The following is a 19,634-nucleotide window of genomic DNA, read 5'->3' as shown; positions in this document are numbered from 1 at the left end:
CCGACCCGCGGCCGGTCAGCCCGCAACCGGCCGCGACGTGTCCCGCTCCGTGCCGGGGATGCCGCACAGCGCACGGTCGACCAGTGCGCTGGCCGCCCGCTCCTGCCTGAGTACGCTGCCGGGTGAGTCGCCCAGCGCCGTGGACATGGAGACGGTGACGGCGCGGCCGCCGTCGTCGGTGGCGCCGTTCAGGGTGATGTAGCCGGCCTCGCCGCCCTCGTGGCTCCAGTAGCCGCCGCCGCAGGACAGGGGACGGTGGACCAGGCCGAGGCCGTAGCGTCCGTGCGGCCAGAACTTCCGCGTCTCCTCGTCCACCGGGACGGTGTCCCGCATGTCGGCCAGCCGCGCCGGGGACAGCAACTCGCCGCCGAGCAGGCCCCGGAAGAAGCGGTTGACGTCCGCGGTGGTGGAGACGTAGCCGCCGGGGTCGGGGACGAGCACCTTCGTGACGTCGACGCGGGCGCCGGAGGGGAAGACCTGGTAGGCGCGTGCGTGCGGCGTGCGGAGGGTGGGCGTGCCGCCCGGCAGATAGGTGCGGTCCATGCCGAGCGGTGCCAGGACCCGCGCCTCGACCTCCTCGTGCCACGGGCGGCCCGTGACCTTCTCGATGATCAAGTCGAGCAGGACGTAGCCGGTGTTGGAGTAGCCCCACCCGGTGCCCGGCGCGAAGTCCGGGCGGTGCCGCATGGCCCGCGCGACGATCTGCCGGGGCGTGTAGGTGTCGTACCGGTGCGCGTAGTACTCGCGCGGCGTGGCGTAGCCGGGGAGGTCGTCGTGGAGGCCGGCGGTGTGCTGGAGGAGGTGGCGGACGGTGATCCGGCGGCCGTCGTTGCCGTTGCCGGCGACGAGTCCGGGCAGCCGGCGGGCCACGGTGTCGTCGAGCGACAGCCTGCCCTCGTCGACCAGTTGCAGGACCACGGTGGCGACCAGCGCCTTGCCGGTGCTGGCCATCCGGAAGTAGCCGTTGCGGGGCACCGGACGGTCCGTACCGGCCTCGGCGACGCCGCTGGTGGCGACCAGATCCCGGCCCGGTCCCGCGGTCACCCGGGCCTGGACGCCGGTGACCCCCAGCGCCCGGATGGCGTCGGCGTCCCGGCGCAGGTCGTCGCGGCCGTAGCCGGGGGCGGCGGCGTCGTGGGCACCGGCCGGGAGGTGGACGGCGAGGGCGGCGCCGGCGGTGACGAGGACGGCCGCGGCGACGGCGGTCCACCGCCGGCGAACGCGGCGGCGCGGCGGGGCGGTTGCGGGGTGGGTGGTTTCCATGGCCGCACGCTAGGCGGGCGGCGGGGGGCGGGTCGGTACCCCGGACTCCCGGAGGAAAGCTACAGCTAGCTGTAGTGCCCGCGGAGTGCCCGGTACGTACGGTGACGTGCGTGGAGCCTCCCGCGGTCTTCCCGTACGACACAGGGACAGCGCCCCGCGCGGCCCGTACGCCCGGCCTGCCCGGCCTGCGCGGCGCGGTCCGTGCCCGGTGGGCCGGAGCGCGCCGCGGCGGGCGCTACCTGCTGGGCACCCTGGTGGACGCGGCGTTGACTCTTCTCGCGGCGCCCGCGCTGTGCGTGCCGCCGCTGGCGCAGCGCTGGGCGGAGCGGCACCGCCGGCGCGCCGGGGCGCTGCTGGGACAGCCCGTCGAGCCGCACCCGCGCGCCGCCCGCCGCAACCTCGGGTGGCTGGTGACGCAGGTGGGCACGGGTCTTCCGGCGGGCGGCCTCGCCCTGCTCCTCCTGGGCTGCCTGCTGCTCACCCCCGTCATCACGGCGCTGTGGTGGGCCTTCCCCGCGGCGCCGTGGCTGCCCGTGATGAGCGTGCGCCTCACCGGCTGGGGCACCGCGCTGGCGCACGGCCTGGTGAACCTCGCGGTCCTGGCGGCCCTGGCCGCCCTCGTCCTCCCGCCGCTCGCCCGCGCGCACGCCCGCTGCTGCCTCGCGGTCCTGGCGCCCTCGCCCGCGGAGCACCTGGTCGAGCGCGTCACCGAGCTCACCCGGACACGTACGGACGTACTCCAGGCGCACAGCGCGGAACTCCGCCGGATCGAACGGGACTTGCACGACGGCACCCAGGCCCGGCTCGTGGCCATCGCGATGCGGCTCGCCGTGGCCGGCGAGAGCTTCGCCGACGACCCCGCGCGGGCCGCCGTCCTCGTCCGGCAGGCCCACGCCGAGACCGAGGACGCCATGAGCGAACTCCGCTCCGTCATCCGCACCATCTACCCGCCGGTGCTGGCCGACCAGGGCCTCCCCGGCGCACTCGGCACCCTGACCACCCGGGCCGGGGTGCCGACCCGCATGGAGGTCGGCCCGCTCGGCGAGGTCCCCGCGGCGGTCGAGGCCGTCGCGTACTTCGCCGTCACCGAGGCGCTGGCGAACGTCGCCCGGCACAGCCGGGCGACCCGCGCGTCGGTGCGCGTCACCCGCGACGGCGCGCTGCTCCGTGCGGAGATCGCCGACGACGGGGCAGGCGGCGCGGACGCCGCCAGGGGGACAGGACTGGACGGGATGCGCCGCCGCGCCGCCGCCCTGGACGGCTCCCTGGGGATCAGCAGTCCGCCGGGCGGGCCGACGGTCGTCACCGTGGAGCTGCCGTGCGCGTAGTGATCGCCGAGGACAACGTCCTGCTCTCGTCCGGACTGGAACTCCTCCTCAACTCCCAGGGGTTCGAGGTCGTCGCGACCACGGCCGACGCCCCCGGCTTCCTCGCCGCCGTCGGCGCCCACCGCCCGGACGTCACCATCGTCGACGTACGCCTGCCCCCGGCCTTCCGCGACGAGGGCATCCGCGCCGCCGCCCAGGCCCGCCGCGACCACCCGGGACTGCCGGTCCTGGTGCTGTCCCAGTACGTGGAGCAGGAGTACGCGGGCCGCCTCCTCGCCGGCACCGGCGGCGGCATCGGCTACCTGCTCAAGGACCGGGTCAGCCGCGTCGCGGAGTTCACCGACGCGCTGCGCCGGGTGGCCGCCGGCAGCACCGTCCTGGACCCCGAGGCCGTCGCCCAGCTCCTCGCCGGGCGCGGCGATCCGGTCGACGCCCTGACCGCGCGTGAGCGCGAGGTGCTCGCGCTGATGGCCGAGGGACACGACAACGTGACCATCGCCCGCCGGCTCGTCATCACCGGCAACGCCGTGCACAAGCACGTCGGCAACGTCTTCCTCAAACTCGGCCTGCCCCCCGGCGACAGCGGCCACCGCCGCGTCCGCGCCGTCCTCGCGTACCTGCGCCGCCACGGCGGACCGTAGGTCAGGGGAAGTCACTCCGCCACAGCACCAGCGTCGCCGTCCCCAGCGCCACCACCTGGAAGGCGAGCATGCGCCACTGCCGGCCGACGCCGAGAACCAGCGCCCAGAACCCGATGGCGGCGGCGCCGACCCACGCGGCTTCGGCCCGCGCCGACTCCGACATGTCGGTGGACCCGGGCAGCCAGCCGCCGGAGAAACTGATGGAGAACACCATCCAGGCGATGACGACCGCGTCCAGGAACAGGACGGTGGCCACCAAGAGCACGGTCTCCGCGGTGGACGGCTCGCGCCACGTCACGGACAGACGCTCGGGCGGGGTCGGATCGGGGGCGTGCCAGGACGGAGTGGGCTCCACGACGGGCCTCCGTGAGCCGGATTCGGTGGTGTTGCGCCGAGTATGCGGTGGCACCGGCCGGCACGGCATGAGTACGGGTACTCAAAGGCGAGCTCCGTCGCCCGCCGGGCTACTCCCCCTCGGACTCCAGTTTCTCGAAGAAGAACTCGTGCTTCAGGAATGACGTGTCGTACTCGTGCGCCGGGTACGGCGGGATCAGTTGTGAAGCCTGGAAGAGCCGCCAGCCGGCCCGCAGCGCGTCCAGACCCGTCTCGTACGGCGGTACGTCGCCGTCACCGGTGGTCGGCCTGGTGGCGCCGGTGCCGTCGTAGCGGGACCAGCCCACCACCTGCGAATCGAGCGCGGAGGTGGCCAGATAGAGGACGAGGACGTGCTGCTTCACGCGCGGCTCCCGTGGGCGGGACGGTTGGTGACCCGGGTCACCCAGTGGTCGATGTCGAAGGCGTCGTCGCCGGTCAGCGCCCGCCACAGCCGCACCCTGTTGTGGATCTCCAGCCGGCCCGTGGCCGGTTCGTACCAGGGAAAGGTCCGGCTGAGCTCCTCCGCGACCGCCGGCTCGTCGAGGTCGGCGGTGTCCCAGAGCCGGACCTGCGGCACGGTCGGGTTGAACCGGATCTTGAACATGTAGCGGCGCACGTCGCTGTCGTTGCGCCGGCCGCCGTGCCAGAGGCCGTGGTGCAGCAGCATGACGGTGCCGGCCGGGCAGGTGAGGCGGGTCTGGCCGCGCAGGTTCTGGTAGCGGCCGGTGTCGGATTCGTTGGTGCGCCGCAGATGGCTGCCGGGCACGCTGAGCGTGCCGCCCATGTCGCCGGTGACGTCGTGCGGGTAGTACATGAGCTGGACGTCGAAGGCGTCGGGACGGACGTCGATGATCGCGTCGCCGTGCAGGTGCTGGGCGGCGCCCTCGTGCGGTTCGCGGATGTGCACGGCGTGGTGGTCGACGGTCGGGTCGGGCCCGACCAGGCTCTCCAGGGCGCCGGCGACGGCGGGGAGTTCGATCAGCCTCCGGGCGAACGTACCCGCGGGGAAGGCCGCGGGGACGGGGCTGCCGTACGGCGCGTGCGGTATTCCCGCGTCGAGGACGTCGATGGCCTGCTCGTTCATCTCCCGCGGCACGACGGCGTCGAGCCGGTGGAAGCCGTGGGCGAGGAAGCGGGCCGTCTGGACCGAGGTGAGAAGCTGTTTTCTGGTAGGCACGCGGCCAAGTTAGGCGAAGCCCTCCTGGTCGTCGTGGGATGCATTCCTCCAGTGCTGGTAGTTTTTCACCATGCCCGACGAGCTGGTGCTCTGTCTGGACGAGCCGCCCCGGGTGGCGAGCGCGGGGGTGGGCGTGCACGGCACCGTCGGCCCTCACGACGTCTTCCGGCTCCCCGGCCTGTGGCAGTTGCACCTGTACGGCTACTCCGGCGAACTGGCCTTCGACGGCGGCAGCTTCCCGATCCGCCCCGGTCACGTGAGCCTGGTGCCGCCCGACACGGAGGTGCACTTCCTCTACCACGGGCGCCGCTGCGAGCACCTCTACGCGCACTTCCGCCTGCCCGGGCAGGGGGAGCGGCGGACCGTCCCCGCGATGCAGGACGCGGGCGCCGAGGCCCCGCTGCTGACCGGTCTGCTGCGGCACGCGGTGGCCGCGATGCCGGTGTCTCCGAGCCGGGCGGCGGCGCAGGTGTGGGCGGCGCTGTGGCACACCGTGGCGCTGGGCGGGGCGCGGGAGGAGGCCGGGCGGCCCCACCCGGCGCTGGTGGCGGCCTTCGCGTACGTCGAGGAGCGGCTGGCGGGCCCGCTGACCGTGCCGGAGGTCGCCCGAGCCGCGGGCGTCTCGCACAATCACCTCACCCGGCTGTTCCGCGCCGGAACGGGCGGCACGGTCGTGGCCCACATCCGCCGCCGGCGCATGGAGCGGGCCCGGCACCTGCTGACGGCCTCGACCCTGCCGATTCCCTCGGTGGCGGCGGCGGTGGGTATCCCGGACCTGCAGGCGTTCAACAAGACGTGCCGGCGGGAACTCGGGGAGTCCCCGCGGCGCGTCCGGCAGGCGCGGGGCGGGACCTAGCGCCGCCCCAGCCGCAGCGTCACGATCTGGAACGGCCGCAGGCTCAGCCCGATCCGCCCGTCACCCGCCGCCGACACCGCGGCCGGACGCGGAGCCTCCGGCCACCTGCGCTCCAGCAGATCCGTCTCCGCCGCCTCCGCCGCCGCGAACCCCGGCACCAGCACCGCCTCCGCCCGGCCGCCCAGCGACTCGTACAGGCGGACCACCACGTCCCCCGAGCCGTCGTCCGCCAGCTTCACCGACTCCACCACGACACCCTCGCCGTCCACCGCGACCAGCGGTTCGACCTCGGCGTCGCCCGGCAGGGCGCGCGGCGGGAGGTTGAGGGCGTAGCCCTCCCGGATCGCGTCCGCGACGGACGCTCCCGGCACCAGGGCGTAGCGCAGCCGGTGCGTGCCCTCGTCGGGGTGGGGGTCGGGGAAGGTGGTGGCCCGCAGCAGCGACAGGCGCACGGTCGTCGTGATCCCGCCGTCCGCGTCGCGCCGGGAGCGGGTGACGTCGTGGCCGTACGTCGAGTCGTTGGCGACGGCCACGCCGTAGCCGGGCTCCGCGACGTGGATCCAGCGGTGCGCGCAGATCTCGAACTTCGCCGCGTCCCAGGACGTGTTGGTGTGCGCGGGACGCCGTACGTGCCCGAACTGCGTCTCCGACAGGGACGTGTCCGCGTGGACGTCCAGCGCGAACGCCGCCTTCAGGATCGTCTGGGTCTCGTGCCAGTCCACGCGGGTGTCGATGTCGAGGCGGCGCGCGCCCGGCGCCAGCGTCAGCGTCTGCTCGGCCCTTGACGTGCCGAAGCTCCGCACGACCCTGACCTGCGCGCGGTGCGGGCCGTCGGGCAGCAGCGTCACCGCGTCCGCCGCCGTCAGATCGGTCACCGTGTTGCGGTAGTACTGGTCGACGTCCCAGGCGTCGCCCCCGTTGCCCGGCAGGTCGGGGTGGACCTGCAGCAGGTTGCCGTAGCCGCCGGGGGCGATGGCCTCGCGGCCGGTCGCCGCGTCGCGGGCGGAGGTGATCAGGCCGTTGCCGTCGATCACGACCCGCAGGAGGCCGTTGTCGAGGACGTACGACCCGTCGTCCGCCTCCTCCGCGCTCACGGACCCCGGCGGCTCGGCGGGCCGGGCCCCCAGCGCCGGCACCCCGGCGCGGCCGTGCGGGGTCGCGTTGAAGACGACGGTGGTGTCGGCCGTCGCGTCCCCGGCCAGCACCCCCTGGGCCCGGTCGATGATCTCCTCCAGTTCCGCGAAGACCTGCCGGTAGGTGGCGCGCGCCTCGCGGTTGACCCAGGCGATCGACGAGCCCGGCAGGATGTCGTGGAACTGGTGCAGCAGCACGGTCTTCCAGATCCGGTCCAGTTGCTCGTACGGGTAGGGGGCGCCGCCGCGCACGGCGGCCGTCGCGCACCACAGCTCCGCTTCGCGCAGCAGATGCTCGCTGCGCCGGTTCCCCTGCTTGATCTTCGCGTGGGAGGTGTACGTGCCGCGGTGCAGCTCCAGATACAGCTCGCCGAGCCACACCGGCGCGTTCGGATAGTCCGCCTCCGCCTTGGCGAAGAACTCCGACGGCTTCTCGATCGTCACGCGGGGCGCGCCCTCCAGGTCGGCGAGGCGCCGGGCCGCGGCGAGCATCTCGCGGGTGGGGCCGCCGCCGCCGTCGCCCCAGCCGAACGGCACCAGTGAGCGGGTGGCGGACCCCTTGTCCTGGAAGTTGCGTACGGCGTGTGCCAGATCCCGGCCGCCCAGGTCCGAGTTGTAGGTGTCGACCGGCGGGAAGTGGGTGAAGACCCGGGTGCCGTCGAGCCCTTCCCACCAGAACGTGTGGTGGGGGAACTTGTTGAACTGGCTCCAGGAGATCTTCTGGGTAAGGAAGTACGTGGAGCGTGACTGCCGTACCAACTGCGGCAGGGCCGCCGAGTAGCCGAACGAGTCGGGCAGCCAGACCTCGTCGGTCTCGACGCCGAACTCCTCCAGGAAGAACCGCTTGCCGTGCACGAACTGGCGGGCCAGCGCCTCACCGCCCGGCATGTTCGTGTCCGACTCCACCCACATGCCGCCGACCGGGACGAACTGACCGGCGGCCACCTTCTCCTTCACCCGCGCGTACACCTCGGGCCGGTGCTCCTTGATCCAGGCGAGCTGCTGGGCCTGGGACATGGCGAAGACGAACTCGGGGTGGTCGTCCATCAGATCGGTGACGTTGGACGCGGTCCTGGCCACCTTGCGCACCGACTCACGCAGCGGCCACAGCCACGCCGAGTCGATGTGGGCGTGCCCGACCGCGCTGATCCGGTGCGCCGAGGCGTGCGCGGGTTTCGCCAGCGCCCCGGCGAGCGTCTCCCGGGCCGCGGGGGCCGCGGCGCCCACGTCACGGCGGTGGTCGAGCAGGTCGAGGGCGCGCTCCAGGACCCGCAGGATCTCCCAGCGGCGGGGGTCGTCGGTGGACAGCTCCCGCATCAGCCCCGTCAGCACGTCGAAGTCCTGGACCAGCTCCCACACGGTGCGGTCGACGACGGCGAGGTCCATCGTGCGCAACCGGTAGAGGGGGGCGGGGTCGGCGGTGTCCCAGTCGCCGAGGCCCGTGGGGACCCAGGAGAACTCGGGGTTCGAGGACCCCTCCAGATACAGCAGGATCTCCTCGCCGCCCTTGGCCTCGTCGGCGATCCGCACCCACCGGGTGCGCGGGTTGAGGGACTTGATCGCGGTGGCGTCCGGGCGGTACACCAGCGCCTCCGCCTGGAAGCCGGGACCGGCACCGGTGAAGCCGATGTCCAGCACCGCCTCGACGGCCTGCCCCGCCCAGTCCTCGGGGACGGTGCCCCGGACGCGGAACCACGAGGTCCCCCACGGCCGGCCCCAGGGTTCCCCGGTGCGGGTCGGCGTGTACGCGGCGGCAAGTCCCTCCGCCACCGGCACGGGTTCGCCCGGGGCGTTCCAGACCTCGACCGCCAGCGGCACCGACCGCGGGTGGACGGCCGGCCGTACGCGGTGTTCGAGCGCCTGCCCGATGCGGCTCTCGATCAGGCTCCGGTCGTCATGCATCGTGGTTACTCCTCGGTTTCCTCGGAGCTCTGCAGGCTGGCACCAGCCCCAGGGGCTGTCAAGGCACGCACGGGGCGAAGCGGCGGCGCTGCGCGATCTGTTGACAAGCCTTGTACCTGGCTCCATAGTTCAGTCACCCATCGCCTCGTGAACGATCCCGGGATCGATCTCGGGATCGATCCCGAGGCAGTAGCTGGTGGCCGTACGTCGAACCGTTTCGCCGCCATAGCTCCGATGAATCCTGGCCGCTTCCTCACGCACCGCCGAGCGCCACCCCGCGCTCCCCGAGCCGCCGCACGGAGCCCCCGTCGCCTCTCAGGAAGGAACGGACATGAAGAAGCAGCTATGGCCGTGCGCCATCGTCCTCGCCACCGCCCTCTCGCTCGGGGCGTGTACCGGCGGAGGCACCGCGCAGCAGGGCGCGGCGGCCGACATGCTCACCGTCTCCGCGCCCAACAGCGCGCCGACGTTCACGAACAACTTCAACCCGTTCACGGGCACCGCCCCCGGGCTGAACGTCATGTACGAGCCGCTCGTCGCGACCAACCGCGCCAAGGGCGGCGAGGTCGTCCCCTGGCTGGCGGAGAAGTGGAGCTGGTCGGACGGCGGCAGGACCGCCACCTTCCGGCTACGCCCCGGCGTCACGTTCTCCGACGGCTCCCCGCTCACCGCGAAGGACGTGCACTTCAGCCTCGACCTGCTGCTGAAGAACCCCAAGGTCGGCGGCGCCTCCTACGAGAAGGTCGAGGTCGTCGGCGACGACTCCGTCGCCGTCACCTGGCAGGACCCGGCGTACCAGCAGTTGCCGGACCTGGAGATCGTCCGGATCGTCCGCGCCGGCCTGTGGTCCGGGCGCGACCCGCTGACGCACGTCGACAAGAAGCCGGTCGGCACCGGCCCGTTCGCCCTCGAAACGTTCTCACCGCAGGCGGTGACGATGGCCTCCCGCGCCGGCTACTGGGGCGGGAAGATGGCGATGCCCCACCTCAAGTACACGGCCGCCACCAGCGCCAACATCCAGACGCAGCTCCAGAGCAACACCGTCGACTTCTGCACCTGCGACGTCGACGCCAAGAGCTACCTCAAGGCGGACCCGGAGAACCACCACTTCATCATGGCCTGGGACGGCGCCGTCGTCTCGCTCCAGCTCAACAACGCCCGCGCCCCGTTCAGCGACGTCGCGGTCCGGCGGGCGTTCGCGCAGGCCGTGGACACCGCGCAGATCGCCGAGCTGAGCTCCAGCAAGCTGCCGATCCAGCAGCCGCAGGCGAGCCCCACCGGTCTGTCGAGCAAGGTGTACGAGGACTGGATCGACCCCGCGTACGCGAAGCCGCGCGCCCACGACCCCGCCGCCGCCGAGGCGACGCTGGCGGACGCCGGCTACAGCGTCCAGGACGGTTCCCTCGTCAAGGACGGCAAGAAGATCCCGGTCGAGTACGTCGTACCGAGCGACACCCCGTTCCTCAAGACGATCGCCCAGCTCGTCGTCGAGCAGATCCGCGAGTCGCTCGGCATCGAGGTGAAGCTGGTCAGCGGGCCGGGCGCGAACACCGGCCCCACCATCGCCAAGGGCGACTTCGACCTCGCCGCGAACTGGATGTCCAGCGGCTCTGGAATCTACGCCGCGCTGCGCCAGTTCGACGGCACCAAGGCCGAACCGCTGGGCACCGAGGCCATCAACAACCCGGTGCGGTTCCGCAACGACGACTTCGACCGCCTGCTGGCGAAGATGGCCGGCACGGCCGACGAGGCCGAGCTGAAGAAGCTGGGCGCACAGGCGCAGGACGTCTTCGTGGACCAGGTCCCGACCGTCCCGCTGTTCGTCTCCGGGGCCGCGGGCGTCGCCAACAGCGCGCGCTGGACCGGCTGGCCCGAGGCCGAGAACCCGGACTACCTCGCCAACACCGGCTCGGGCACGGAGTTCATCACCACGCTCAAGCACCTCAAGCCCGCCGAGGGCTGAGAGGACGACTCCCGTGACCGACTCCCTCACCGCGACCCGGCCGGCCACCGCCGCCGCGCAGTCCGGCACCGGCCCGGCCAAGCGGCCGGACCACAGCCGGCGCCGGGCCCGGCTCACCTTCCTCCTGGGCCGGTTCGGCTTCTACCTCCTGGTCACCTGGGTCGCCGTCACCCTGAACTTCTTCATCCCGCGGCTGATGCCGGGCGACCCCGCGACGTCGATCCTCCAGCAGTTCACCCAGCGCACCGGCCAGCCGCCGCCACCCGCCACCGTGGAGTCCGTGCAACTGCTCTTCGGCGGCACCGAGGAGTCCCTCCTCTCGCAGTACTTCGGCTACCTCGGCCAGTTGCTCCGCGGCGATCTGGGCCTGTCCATCAGCCAGTACCCGGTGCCCGTCACCGAACTGGTGACGACGGCGCTGCCGTGGACGCTGGCCCTCGTGGGCAGCGCCACCGTCATCGCGTTCGTCATCGGCATCGGCATCGGCATCTACGTCGGCTGGCGGCCCGGCCGCCGGCTGGACAGCGTCGTCACGCCGCTGTCCACCGTCGTCGGCGTCGTCCCCTACTTCTGGGTGGCGCTGCTGGCCGTGTGGATCTTCTCGGTCCAGCTCGGCTGGGCGCCGGTCGCCGGCGGCTACGGCCCGGACGTCATGCCCGGCTTCAACGCGGCGTTCGTCACCAGCACCCTGCACTACGGGCTGCTCCCGGTGGCGACCATCGTGTTCTCGTCCTTCGGCGGCTGGGTGTTCGGCCAGCGCAACATGATGGTCACCACGCTCAGCGAGGACTACGTGCTGCTGGGCCGGGCCAAGGGCCTGCCGGGCTGGAAGGTCATGCTGGGCTACGCCGCCCGCAACGCGATGCTGCCGAGCGTCACCAACTTCGCGCTCGCCATCGGCGCCCTGGTCGGCGGGGCCATGCTCACCGAGATCGTCTTCTCGTATCCGGGCATGGGCTTCCTGCTCTTCGACGCGGTCTCCAAGCGCGACTACCCGACGATGCAGGCCGTGTTCCTCCTCATCACCCTCGCGGTCCTGTTCGCCAACTTCCTCGCCGACTCCCTGTACGTCCTGCTGGACCCCCGTACCCGAGAGACGAGGTGAACCGACGTGCTCAAGCGGTTGACGCGCGGCTGGAAGGTACGCCTCGGCCTGACCGTGTTCGGCCTGTTCGTCCTGGCCGCCGTGGCCGGGCCCTGGGTGACCGACCATCTGCTGCACACCAGCCCCACGGCGATCGACCTGGACGCCGTGGCCACGGGGCCCAGCGGTGACCACCTCCTCGGCACCACCGCCAGCGGGCAGGACGTGCTGGCCCAGGTCGTCGTGGGCGCCCGCCAGTCGATGCTCGCGGGCCTGGTCGCCTCCGTGCTCGGCACGTTCATCGCCGTCGTGGTCGGCGTGACGGCGGGCCTGGCGGGCGGGGCCGTGGACACGGTGCTGACCGGCCTGACGAACGTCTTCCTCACCATGCCGGGCTTCGCGCTGATCTTCGTCATCAGCGGGTACGTCCAGGGCGGTGGGCCGATCGTCATCGGCGTCATCATCGGCGCCTTCGGCTGGGCCGGCGGCACCCGGGCCATCCGGGCGCAGACCCTCAGCCTGCGGAACCGGGACTTCGTGACCGCGGCGCGCATGCTGGGCGAGAGCCGCTGGCGGCTCGCGATGGTCGAGGTGCTGCCGCATCTGGTCGGCTGGATCTCCGCCATGTTCCTCGGCGGCTTCGTCGGCGGCGTCCTGGCCGAGTCGGGCCTGGCGTTCCTCGGCATCGCGGACGCCTCGACCACGAGCTGGGGAATCATGATCAGCGAGGCCCAGCAGGGGAACGCCCTGATCACCGGCATGTGGTGGTGGTTCGCCCCGCCCGGTCTGTGCATCGCGCTGCTCGGCGCCTCCGTCACCCTCGTCAACTTCGGCATCGACGAGGTCTCCAACCCGCGGCTGCGCAACGCCCAGCGCGCCCTGGTGAAGGCGGCGCGGAACACCGGCGCGGCCACGCACGAGAAGGACGTGGCAGATGCCCGCTGACACCGCTCCCACCGCTCCCCCCGCTTCCACCGCTCCCCCCGCTTCCACCGCTCCCCCCGAAACGGCTCCCACCGACACCGCCGCCCCCGGCACCCCCGCCGGCCGCCCCCTGCTCGACGTCCGCGGCCTGACCGTCGAGTACCTCGCGGAGAGCGGCTCCGTGCGCGCCTGCGCCGACGTCTCCTTCACCGTCCGGCGCGGCGAGATCCTCGGTGTCGCCGGCGAATCCGGCTCCGGCAAGTCGACCCTGATCACCGCGCTGACCCGGCTGGAGCGCCCGCCGGCCGTGACCACCGCGGGCGAGATCCGCTTCCTGCCCGGCCACGCCGACGAGCCCGTCGATCTGGCGGCCATGTCCGAGAAGCAACTGCGGGCCCTGCGCTGGCGGGACCTGTCGATCGTGCTGCAGAGCGCCATGAACGCGCTCAACCCGGTGGTGCGGCTCGGCGCGCAGTTCACCGACGTCCTGCGCCAGCACGACAGGACCCTCACCCGGCAGGCGGCGCGCGCTCGCACGGACGAACTGCTGGCGCTCGTCGGCCTCACCGCGGGGCAGGCCGGCGCCTACCCGCACGAGCTGTCCGGCGGGACCCGCCAGCGCGCCACCATCGCGCTGGCGCTGGCCTGCGGCGCCGACCTCGTCGTCATGGACGAACCCACCACCGCCGTCGACGTCGTCATGCAGCGCCAGATCCTCGCCAACGTGCTGCGGCTGCGCGAACAGCTCGGCTTCGCCGTCGTGTTCGTCACCCACGACCTGTCGCTGCTCGTCGAACTCGCCGACCGGATCGCGATCATGTACGCCGGCCGGATCGTGGAGATCGGCACGGCGTACGACATCTACCACCACCCCCAGCACCCCTACACCGAGGGCCTGCGCGCCTCCTTCCCGCCGCTGCGGGAACCCGTGCGCCGCCTCAGCGGCATCCCCGGCACCCCGCCGGACCTGCGCAACCCGCCCGCCGGCTGCGCCTTCCACCCCCGCTGCCCGCACCGCTTCGAGCCGTGCGACACCGAGACCCCGGCGCTGCTGCGGATCGGGGAGCAGCAGGCGGCCTGCCTGCTGCACGACCCGCGGTGGCAGCCGGCGCGGCACCGAGAGGAGAGCGACGATGCGGTCAGCCACTGACGCGACACCGGCCACCGGCCCCGGCCCCGGGGCCGGCGCGGCTCCGGTCCTGGAGGCCGTCGACGTGTCCATGCACTTCACGGTCCGCAGCCGCATCGGCCGTACGTCGACCGTGCGCGCCCTGGAGCACACCTCGCTGCGGCTCCACCGGGGGAAGATCGTCGCCCTGGTCGGCGAGAGCGGCAGCGGCAAGACGACCCTGGCGCGGCTGTTCTCGCTGATGTACCGGCCGACGTCCGGGGAGATCCGGCTGCGCGGCGAGCCGGTGGGCCCGCTGCGCGGCAAGGCCGCCCGCGCGTACTACTCCGACGTCCAGATGGTCTTCCAGGACCCGTTCGCCTCGCTCAACACCATGCACACGGTGCGGCACACCCTGGGCCGGGCGTTGCGCCTGCACGGCCACGGCCGCGGCAAGGACGCCCTCGAAGCGCACATCCTCGACCTGCTGCAGCGGGTCAGCCTCACCCCGACGCGGGACTTCGTCGACAAACTGCCGCACGAGCTGTCCGGCGGGCAGCGCCAGCGCGTCGCCATCGCCCGCGCACTGGCCGTGGGACCCAAGGTGGTCCTCGGCGACGAGCCCATCTCGATGCTGGACGTGTCGATGCGGCTCGACATCCTCAACCTCCTCGCGCAACTGCGCGACGAGGAGGACCTGGCCCTGCTCTACATCACGCACGACATCGCCAGCGCCCGGTACCTCGCCGAGGAGATCTACGTGATGTACGCGGGCCAGATGGTCGAGGGCGGCCCCACCGAGGAGGTCATCCAGAACCCGCAGCACCCCTACACCCGGCTGCTGCTGGGCGCCTCGCCCGACCCGGCGCGGACGCTCACCCGCACCGGCGCCTCCGCCTTCACGGACGTGGCGGACGCCGGCGAGCCGCCCGACCTCGCCGATCCGCCGTCCGGCTGCCGCTTCCACCCGCGCTGCCCGTTCGCCCGGGAGAGCTGCCGGGCGGAGTTCCCCGCACGGACCTCGCACGCCACCGGCCAGTGGGTGCACTGCTGGCTCCACCCCGCAGACGAACAGGAGTGAGTCACCTTGATACGCAGGAGAACGCTCGGCAAGGCCGCCCTGGCGACCGGCACCGCGCTCGCCCTCGCGCCCGGCTCGGCCGGCGCGGCGCCCGCGCGCCGCCACCGCGTACGCGCCTCCCTCCCCAAGGGCACCCCGCTGCAGGCCCTGAAGGTCATCCCGTCCGGCAACCTGACCACCGACGCCGACCGGATCCTCGTCAGCTCGCTGCAGGGCCTGGTCGCCCGCACCTCCCCGGAGCAGATCTTCATCGACGAGGGCGGCCCCGGCGCGGTCTGGAAGAACAGCCTGCACACGTACTACGGCATCGGACTCGACGACTCCCTCACCACCTGGCAGGGACTGCTCACCCACTTCCGCGACCGGCTGCGCGGCTACGTCCGCTACGACCGCGCCGCGAACGTCGACTCCGTCAACGTCGCCTCCGCCCTGAGCGGCCCGCTGTCCGCGCTCCCCGTCGATCGCAGCCAGGAGGCCGAGGTGCAGGCCCTCGGCCTGACCCGGATGCTGCTCGACGTCTCGGGCAGGGACGAGCGCTGGGCGTACGAGACGTACGGCGGCAGCTTCTCCCGCACGACGGCCGCCGAGCTGAACCCGAACGTCGCCTACCACCTGCGCGACTACCTCTCGCTGACCGACGCCTTCACCTTCTACGACGGGGTGAGCGACTGGCGGGCGGACGTGCTCGCCGGCATGGCGCCCGGCGCGACGCTGATGGGCTACGGCGACAGCGAGATCGACATGATCTCCCAGGCGTCCGGCATCGGCATCACCTCCATCCCGTCGGACCTGGCCCCCAACCTCTCCGCGCTCAGCAGCATCCACAGCACCGCGGGCCTCAGGCAGAAGCCGCAGCCCGCCCCGGCGACGCGGAACAAGCACTACGTCACGTTCGTCATCAGCGACGGCGACAACGTGGCCGCCAACCTGTGGAGCCAGCACGAGTACTTCACCAGCCCCGACCGCGGCGACTTCAGCCTCGGCTACGGCCTCAGCCCCTCCCTGGTCGACCTCGCCCCGGCGGCGCTGCGCTGGTACTACGACAACGCCCGCGCCGGCAGCGCGAAGGACCACTTCATCGCCGGACCCAGCGGCAACGGCTACACCTTCCCCAGCCGGATGCCGCGCGCCGAGCTGAACCGCTACACCGAGCGGCTGAACACCCTGATGGCCACCGCGGACATGGGCATCTGCGAGATCCTCGACGACCAGGACTGCTTCGCCGACGACGCGCTGTGGCAGACCTACCTCCGCCACCCGGCCGTCGACGCCCTGTTCTACTTCGGCCCCGGAGCGGCCGGCGGCATCAACTGGGTGGCGGGCAAGCCGGTGATCGCCCAGCGGAGCCTGCTGTGGGAGGGGCTGACCGAACAGGACGAGCTGATCCGGGAGATCAACGCCCGCCCCGCGGCACCCGCGTCCGCCGACGGCTACACCCTCGTCCTGGTGCACTGCTGGAGCAAGTCGATGGCCGACGTCAGGACGGTCGTCGACGGGCTGCGCCAGGAGGTCGAGGTGGTCACCCCGGCGGAGTTCGTCCACCTGGTCAACCAGAACCACGCGAGCTGAAGGACGCCCATGACCACCTCCCCGACCCTGCGGATCGCCGTCTCGCCGGGCGACGGCGACGAGGAACTGCGCCGGAAGGCGTCCCTGGTCCGCCCGTCCGGCCGCCAGGTCGCCTGGCAGCGGCAGGAGCTCGTCGCCTTCGTCCACTTCGGGATCAACACCTTCACCGGCCGCGAGCACGGCACCGGCACCGACGACCTCTCCCTCTTCGACCCGGCGGAGCTCGACGCCCGCCAGTGGGCGCGCACGCTGGCCGGCGCGGGCTTCAGGTCCGTGATCCTCACCGCCAAGCACCACGACGGCTTCGCGCTGTGGCCCAGCCGCTACACCGGGCACTCCGTGGCGGCCACACCCTGGCGCGACGGCAAGGGCGACGTCGTACGCGACGTGGTGGACGCCGCCCGCGCGCACGGGCTCGGCGTCGGCTTCTACCTCTCGCCCGCCGACCTGCACCACGCCCGCATCCCCGGCGGCTTCTACGGCAACGGCAGCCCGGCCGTCGAGTCCGCGATCCCCACCCTCGCCGCCGGCGACGACCGGGCCGGGCGGGTCCGTGACGGCGAGCTGCCCTCCTTCACGTACACGGTGGACGACTACAACCGCTACTACCTCAACCAACTGTACGAACTGCTCACCGAGTACGGCCCGGTCGACGAGGTATGGCTGGACGGCGCCGACCCGACCGGCACCGAGCAGTCGTACGCACACGACGCCTGGTTCGGCCTGGTGCGGGCCCTCGCGCGGGACGCCGCCTGCGCGGTCGGCGGCCCCGACGTGCGCTGGGTCGGCAACGAGAGCGGCTACGCCCGCTACACCGAGTGGAGCGTCGTCCCGCTCGCCGGCGAGCCCGGCCCGTACGCGCAGACCCCGGTCGCCGGCGAGGAGGCGCACGACCTGGCCGGTCCGGAGGTGGCGCGGCGCGCCGGGCACCTGGCGTGGTACCCGGCGGAGGTGGACGTCTCCATCCGGCCGGGCTGGTTCCACCACGCCTCGCAGGACACCGCGGTGAAGACGGCCGACAGGCTGCTGGAGCTGTACCGCAACTCGGTGGGCCGCAACGCCGTGCTGCTGCTCAACGTGCCGCCGGACCCGCGGGGGCTGTTCGCCGAGCCCGACGTGACGGCACTGGAGGGCTTCGGGCGGGTGCTGCGGGAGGCGTACGGCAACGACCTGGCCGCGGGCGCCGCCCGCCCCGGGCCGCACGAGGTCGCGCTGCCCGAGCCGCGCACCTTCAACGTCGTCGGGTTGCAGGAGGACATCACGGCCGGCCAGCAGGTGGAGTCCTTCGCCGTCGACACCCGGCGCGGCGGAACCTGGACTCAGACCGCCACCGGCACCACCGTCGGCCACAAGCGGCTGGTCACCCTCCCCGAGCCGGTCACCGCCGACGCCGTCCGGGTGCGGGTGCTCGCCGCCCGGGCGAAGGCGCGGATCGGCCTCTCGCTCTTCCTCGACCCGTCCGTCCCCGCGCCCCGCCGGTACGAGTCGCTGGCCGCGGCGCGCGACAACACCGGGATCAGCGACGACGACGACCCGGCCGGCGCCGCGCTCGACCCCACCGGGACCAGCCTGTCCGCGCAGGCCCTCGCCGCGGCCGGGTTCACCCCGGGGGCCCGGATCGAGCACGCGGGCCTGGAGTTCACCTGGCCGGACGTGCCGCCGGGCGCGCCCGACAACGTCCGGGCCGCGGGCCAGACCATCGCGCTGCACGGCAGGGCGGGCCGGATCGGCTTCCTGCTGGCCGGCACCGCCGACCGCAGCTACGGCCCCGCCCTGGCCCGCTACGCCGACGGCACGGAACAGGACGTGCCGCTGCTCGCGCTGGACGTCCTCGGCGAGGGCGTCTACCCGCCCGGCGCGGAGGTGGCGGTCGCCATGCCGTACCACAACCGGCCGGGCGGACGCTCGGCCGCGCCCGCCCGGGTCGGCTTCTGCCAGGTCCCGCTGGACCCCGGCAGAACCCTCGAGTCCCTCACCCTGCCCCGCTACGGGGACGGGACCCATCCGGAAGTGCCCGGAGCGCATCTCTTCGCGATCGCCCTGGGCCGGGCCGAAGACCCGTACACCTGAGCACACCCGAGCGCCGCACCGCGCCCCCTGGTCGCTACAGTTTGCGGCCACGGCGCGCGGGGCGGCATGAAGACGAGAAGGCGGTAGCAGTGCCGGGCAAGCAGGCGAGAACGAGCCGCGCGACGATCCTCGACGTGGCCCAGATGGCCGGAGTGTCCCGGCAGACCGTCTCCCGCGCGATCAACGACAAGGAAGACATCGACCCCGCCACCAAGGAACGGGTCCTCGCCGCGGCCCGCCGGCTCGACTACCGGCCGAGCCGGCACGCGCGGGCGCTGCGCCGGCAGGGGTCGGTGACCCTGGGGCTCATCGTCTCGGACCTGACCAACCCGTACTTCCCCGAAGTCGCCTCCGGCGTGCTGGAGGTGGCCAAGCCGCTGGACTGGCACGTCATCGTCAGCGAGAGCAGCGGCGCCGGTGCCGAACGCGAAGCGCTCGACCTCCTCTCCCACCAGGCCGACGCGATCGTCGGCTACTGCGACGGCGACGACGACGAACTCGCCAGGCACACCGGGGGTCTGCCGGTCGTCCTGCTGGAACGGGGCCCGGACCAGACCCGGTTCGGGTCCGTCGGCATCGACGTGACGTCCGGCCTGCAGCAGGGCGTCGCGCACCTCGTCTCCCGCGGCCACCGGCGGATCGGCATGCTGGAGGGCGCCCCGCCGGGCAGGCTGAGCCCGCGCGCCCGGCAGTTCCTCGCGCAGGCCCGCGGCCAGGGGCTGCCGGTGGACGAGGAGTGGATCGTCTGCTGCGACCAGCACACGGTGGCGGCCGGCGGGGAGGCCATGGTCCGGATGCTGGACCTGCACCCAGACCTCACCGCCGTGGTCGGCTTCAACGACCTGATCGCGATCGGCGCCATGCGCGCGGCCCGCGCCCGCGGCCTGCGCATCCCCGGGGACGTCGCCGTGCTGGGCTTCGACGGCCTGGCCCTGGGCGAGCTGGTCGAACCGCCCCTCACCACGCTGCGGATCGACAAGCGGCAGGTCGGCAGGCTCGCCGTCGAGCAGGTCGCCCGGCTGCTGGCGGGCGAGGAGCGGACCACGGGCGAGGGCGCGTGGGTGCGCCCGGACCTCGTGGTGCGCTCGTCCACCTGAGGCCCGGTCCCCGCTGCCCGCGGCGCCCGGCGCCGCCATTCGTCCGTCACCCCTGACCAGTTG

16 protein-coding genes are annotated in these 19,634 nt (G+C 73.0%); 11 read left to right on the top strand and 5 right to left on the bottom strand.

The features are described from left to right. Positions 1–15: 15 nt before the first annotated feature. Positions 16–1,263 carry a serine hydrolase domain-containing protein gene (locus O7599_RS18450; RefSeq protein ID WP_281616694.1) on the bottom strand — a complete coding sequence of 416 codons (1,248 nt, stop codon included), beginning with the start codon at positions 1,261–1,263 and terminating at the stop codon, positions 16–18. Positions 1,264–1,373: 110 nt separating this feature from the next. Here O7599_RS18450 and O7599_RS18445 point away from each other — a divergent pair, with 110 nt between their 5' ends. Together O7599_RS18445 and O7599_RS18440 are read left to right on the top strand one after the other, a co-directional pair. Then, positions 1,374–2,591: a histidine kinase gene (locus tag O7599_RS18445; RefSeq protein ID WP_281616693.1), complete on the top strand. Its 1,218-nt coding sequence runs from the start codon at positions 1,374–1,376 to the stop codon at positions 2,589–2,591. Then, positions 2,582–3,232 (top strand): response regulator transcription factor, encoded by a 651-nt coding sequence (locus O7599_RS18440; RefSeq protein WP_281616692.1) that lies wholly within the window; start codon positions 2,582–2,584, stop codon positions 3,230–3,232. Before O7599_RS18445 ends, O7599_RS18440 begins: the two co-directional genes overlap by 10 nt. Position 3,233: 1 nt before the next feature. Here the strand turns inward: O7599_RS18440 and O7599_RS18435 are convergent, their stop codons facing one another. The 3 genes from O7599_RS18435 to O7599_RS18425 form a co-directional block, all read right to left on the bottom strand. Next, positions 3,234–3,587: a hypothetical protein gene (locus O7599_RS18435; protein ID WP_281616691.1), complete on the bottom strand. Its 354-nt coding sequence runs from the start codon at positions 3,585–3,587 to the stop codon at positions 3,234–3,236. A gap of 109 nt (positions 3,588–3,696) precedes the next feature. After that, positions 3,697–3,969, bottom strand: a complete 273-nt coding sequence (locus O7599_RS18430; protein WP_281616690.1) for a hypothetical protein — start codon at positions 3,967–3,969, stop codon at positions 3,697–3,699. Next, positions 3,966–4,784, bottom strand: a complete 819-nt coding sequence (locus O7599_RS18425; protein WP_281616689.1) for a phytanoyl-CoA dioxygenase family protein — start codon at positions 4,782–4,784, stop codon at positions 3,966–3,968. The genes O7599_RS18430 and O7599_RS18425 overlap by 4 nt, the downstream gene beginning before the upstream one ends. 70 nt (positions 4,785–4,854) lie before the next feature. Between O7599_RS18425 and O7599_RS18420 the strand changes: the two genes are divergently transcribed. Beyond that, on the top strand, positions 4,855–5,640 hold the full coding sequence (locus O7599_RS18420; RefSeq protein WP_281616688.1) for an AraC family transcriptional regulator: 786 nt from the start codon (positions 4,855–4,857) through the stop codon (positions 5,638–5,640). Here the strand turns inward: O7599_RS18420 and O7599_RS18415 are convergent. Then, positions 5,637–8,675: a glycoside hydrolase family 38 C-terminal domain-containing protein gene (locus tag O7599_RS18415; RefSeq protein ID WP_281616687.1), complete on the bottom strand. Its 3,039-nt coding sequence runs from the start codon at positions 8,673–8,675 to the stop codon at positions 5,637–5,639. The genes O7599_RS18420 and O7599_RS18415 overlap by 4 nt on opposite strands. 331 nt (positions 8,676–9,006) lie before the next feature. Here O7599_RS18415 and O7599_RS18410 point away from each other — a divergent pair, with 331 nt between their 5' ends. From O7599_RS18410 to O7599_RS18375, 8 genes are all read left to right on the top strand, one after another. Then, entirely contained in the window at positions 9,007–10,638 is a 1,632-nt protein-coding gene (locus O7599_RS18410; protein WP_281616686.1) for an ABC transporter substrate-binding protein, read from the top strand. A 124-nt stretch (positions 10,639–10,762) separates the two neighbouring features. Beyond that, a complete protein-coding gene (locus tag O7599_RS18405; RefSeq protein WP_281623430.1) occupies positions 10,763–11,743 on the top strand; it encodes an ABC transporter permease in 981 nt (326 codons plus the stop codon). A gap of 6 nt (positions 11,744–11,749) precedes the next feature. Next, a complete protein-coding gene (locus O7599_RS18400; RefSeq protein WP_281616685.1) occupies positions 11,750–12,667 on the top strand; it encodes an ABC transporter permease in 918 nt (305 codons plus the stop codon). Continuing rightward, complete coding sequence (locus O7599_RS18395) at positions 12,657–13,796, top strand: ABC transporter ATP-binding protein (protein WP_281616684.1); 1,140 nt, start codon at positions 12,657–12,659, stop codon at positions 13,794–13,796. The genes O7599_RS18400 and O7599_RS18395 overlap by 11 nt, the downstream gene beginning before the upstream one ends. Then, the gene (locus O7599_RS18390; RefSeq protein WP_281616683.1) at positions 13,780–14,835 is read left to right on the top strand and encodes an ABC transporter ATP-binding protein; all 1,056 of its coding nucleotides are present in this window, start codon (positions 13,780–13,782) and stop codon (positions 14,833–14,835) included. The genes O7599_RS18395 and O7599_RS18390 overlap by 17 nt, the downstream gene beginning before the upstream one ends. Positions 14,836–14,841: 6 nt before the next feature. Next, positions 14,842–16,404, top strand: a complete 1,563-nt coding sequence (locus tag O7599_RS18385; protein WP_281616682.1) for a GxGYxYP domain-containing protein — start codon at positions 14,842–14,844, stop codon at positions 16,402–16,404. Positions 16,405–16,413: 9 nt separating this feature from the next. Beyond that, complete coding sequence (locus tag O7599_RS18380) at positions 16,414–18,474, top strand: alpha-L-fucosidase (RefSeq protein WP_281623240.1); 2,061 nt, start codon at positions 16,414–16,416, stop codon at positions 18,472–18,474. Between the two features lie 89 nt (positions 18,475–18,563). After that, complete coding sequence (locus O7599_RS18375; RefSeq protein ID WP_281623239.1) at positions 18,564–19,571, top strand: LacI family DNA-binding transcriptional regulator; 1,008 nt, start codon at positions 18,564–18,566, stop codon at positions 19,569–19,571. Positions 19,572–19,634 lie beyond the last annotated feature (63 nt).

The organism is Streptomyces sp. WMMC500, assembly GCF_027497195.1.
Lineage (GTDB): Bacteria > Actinomycetota > Actinomycetes > Streptomycetales > Streptomycetaceae > Streptomyces.
Note: the sequence above shows the minus strand (reverse complement) of the source record. Positions and strands in the feature narration are given on the sequence as shown.

Bases quoted from the DNA above. Each gene is read 5' to 3' on its own strand.
- O7599_RS18450 (WP_281616694.1), bottom strand. From the start codon at position 1,263: ATGGAAACCACCCACCCCGCAACCGCCCCGCCGCGCCGCCGCGTTCGC.
- O7599_RS18420 (WP_281616688.1), top strand. From the start codon at position 4,855: ATGCCCGACGAGCTGGTGCTCTGTCTGGACGAGCCGCCCCGGGTGGCG.
- O7599_RS18415 (WP_281616687.1), bottom strand. From the start codon at position 8,675: ATGCATGACGACCGGAGCCTGATCGAGAGCCGCATCGGGCAGGCGCTC.
- O7599_RS18410 (WP_281616686.1), top strand. From the start codon at position 9,007: ATGAAGAAGCAGCTATGGCCGTGCGCCATCGTCCTCGCCACCGCCCTC.
- O7599_RS18395 (WP_281616684.1), top strand. From the start codon at position 12,657: ATGCCCGCTGACACCGCTCCCACCGCTCCCCCCGCTTCCACCGCTCCC.
- O7599_RS18390 (WP_281616683.1), top strand. From the start codon at position 13,780: ATGCGGTCAGCCACTGACGCGACACCGGCCACCGGCCCCGGCCCCGGG.
- O7599_RS18380 (WP_281623240.1), top strand. From the start codon at position 16,414: ATGACCACCTCCCCGACCCTGCGGATCGCCGTCTCGCCGGGCGACGGC.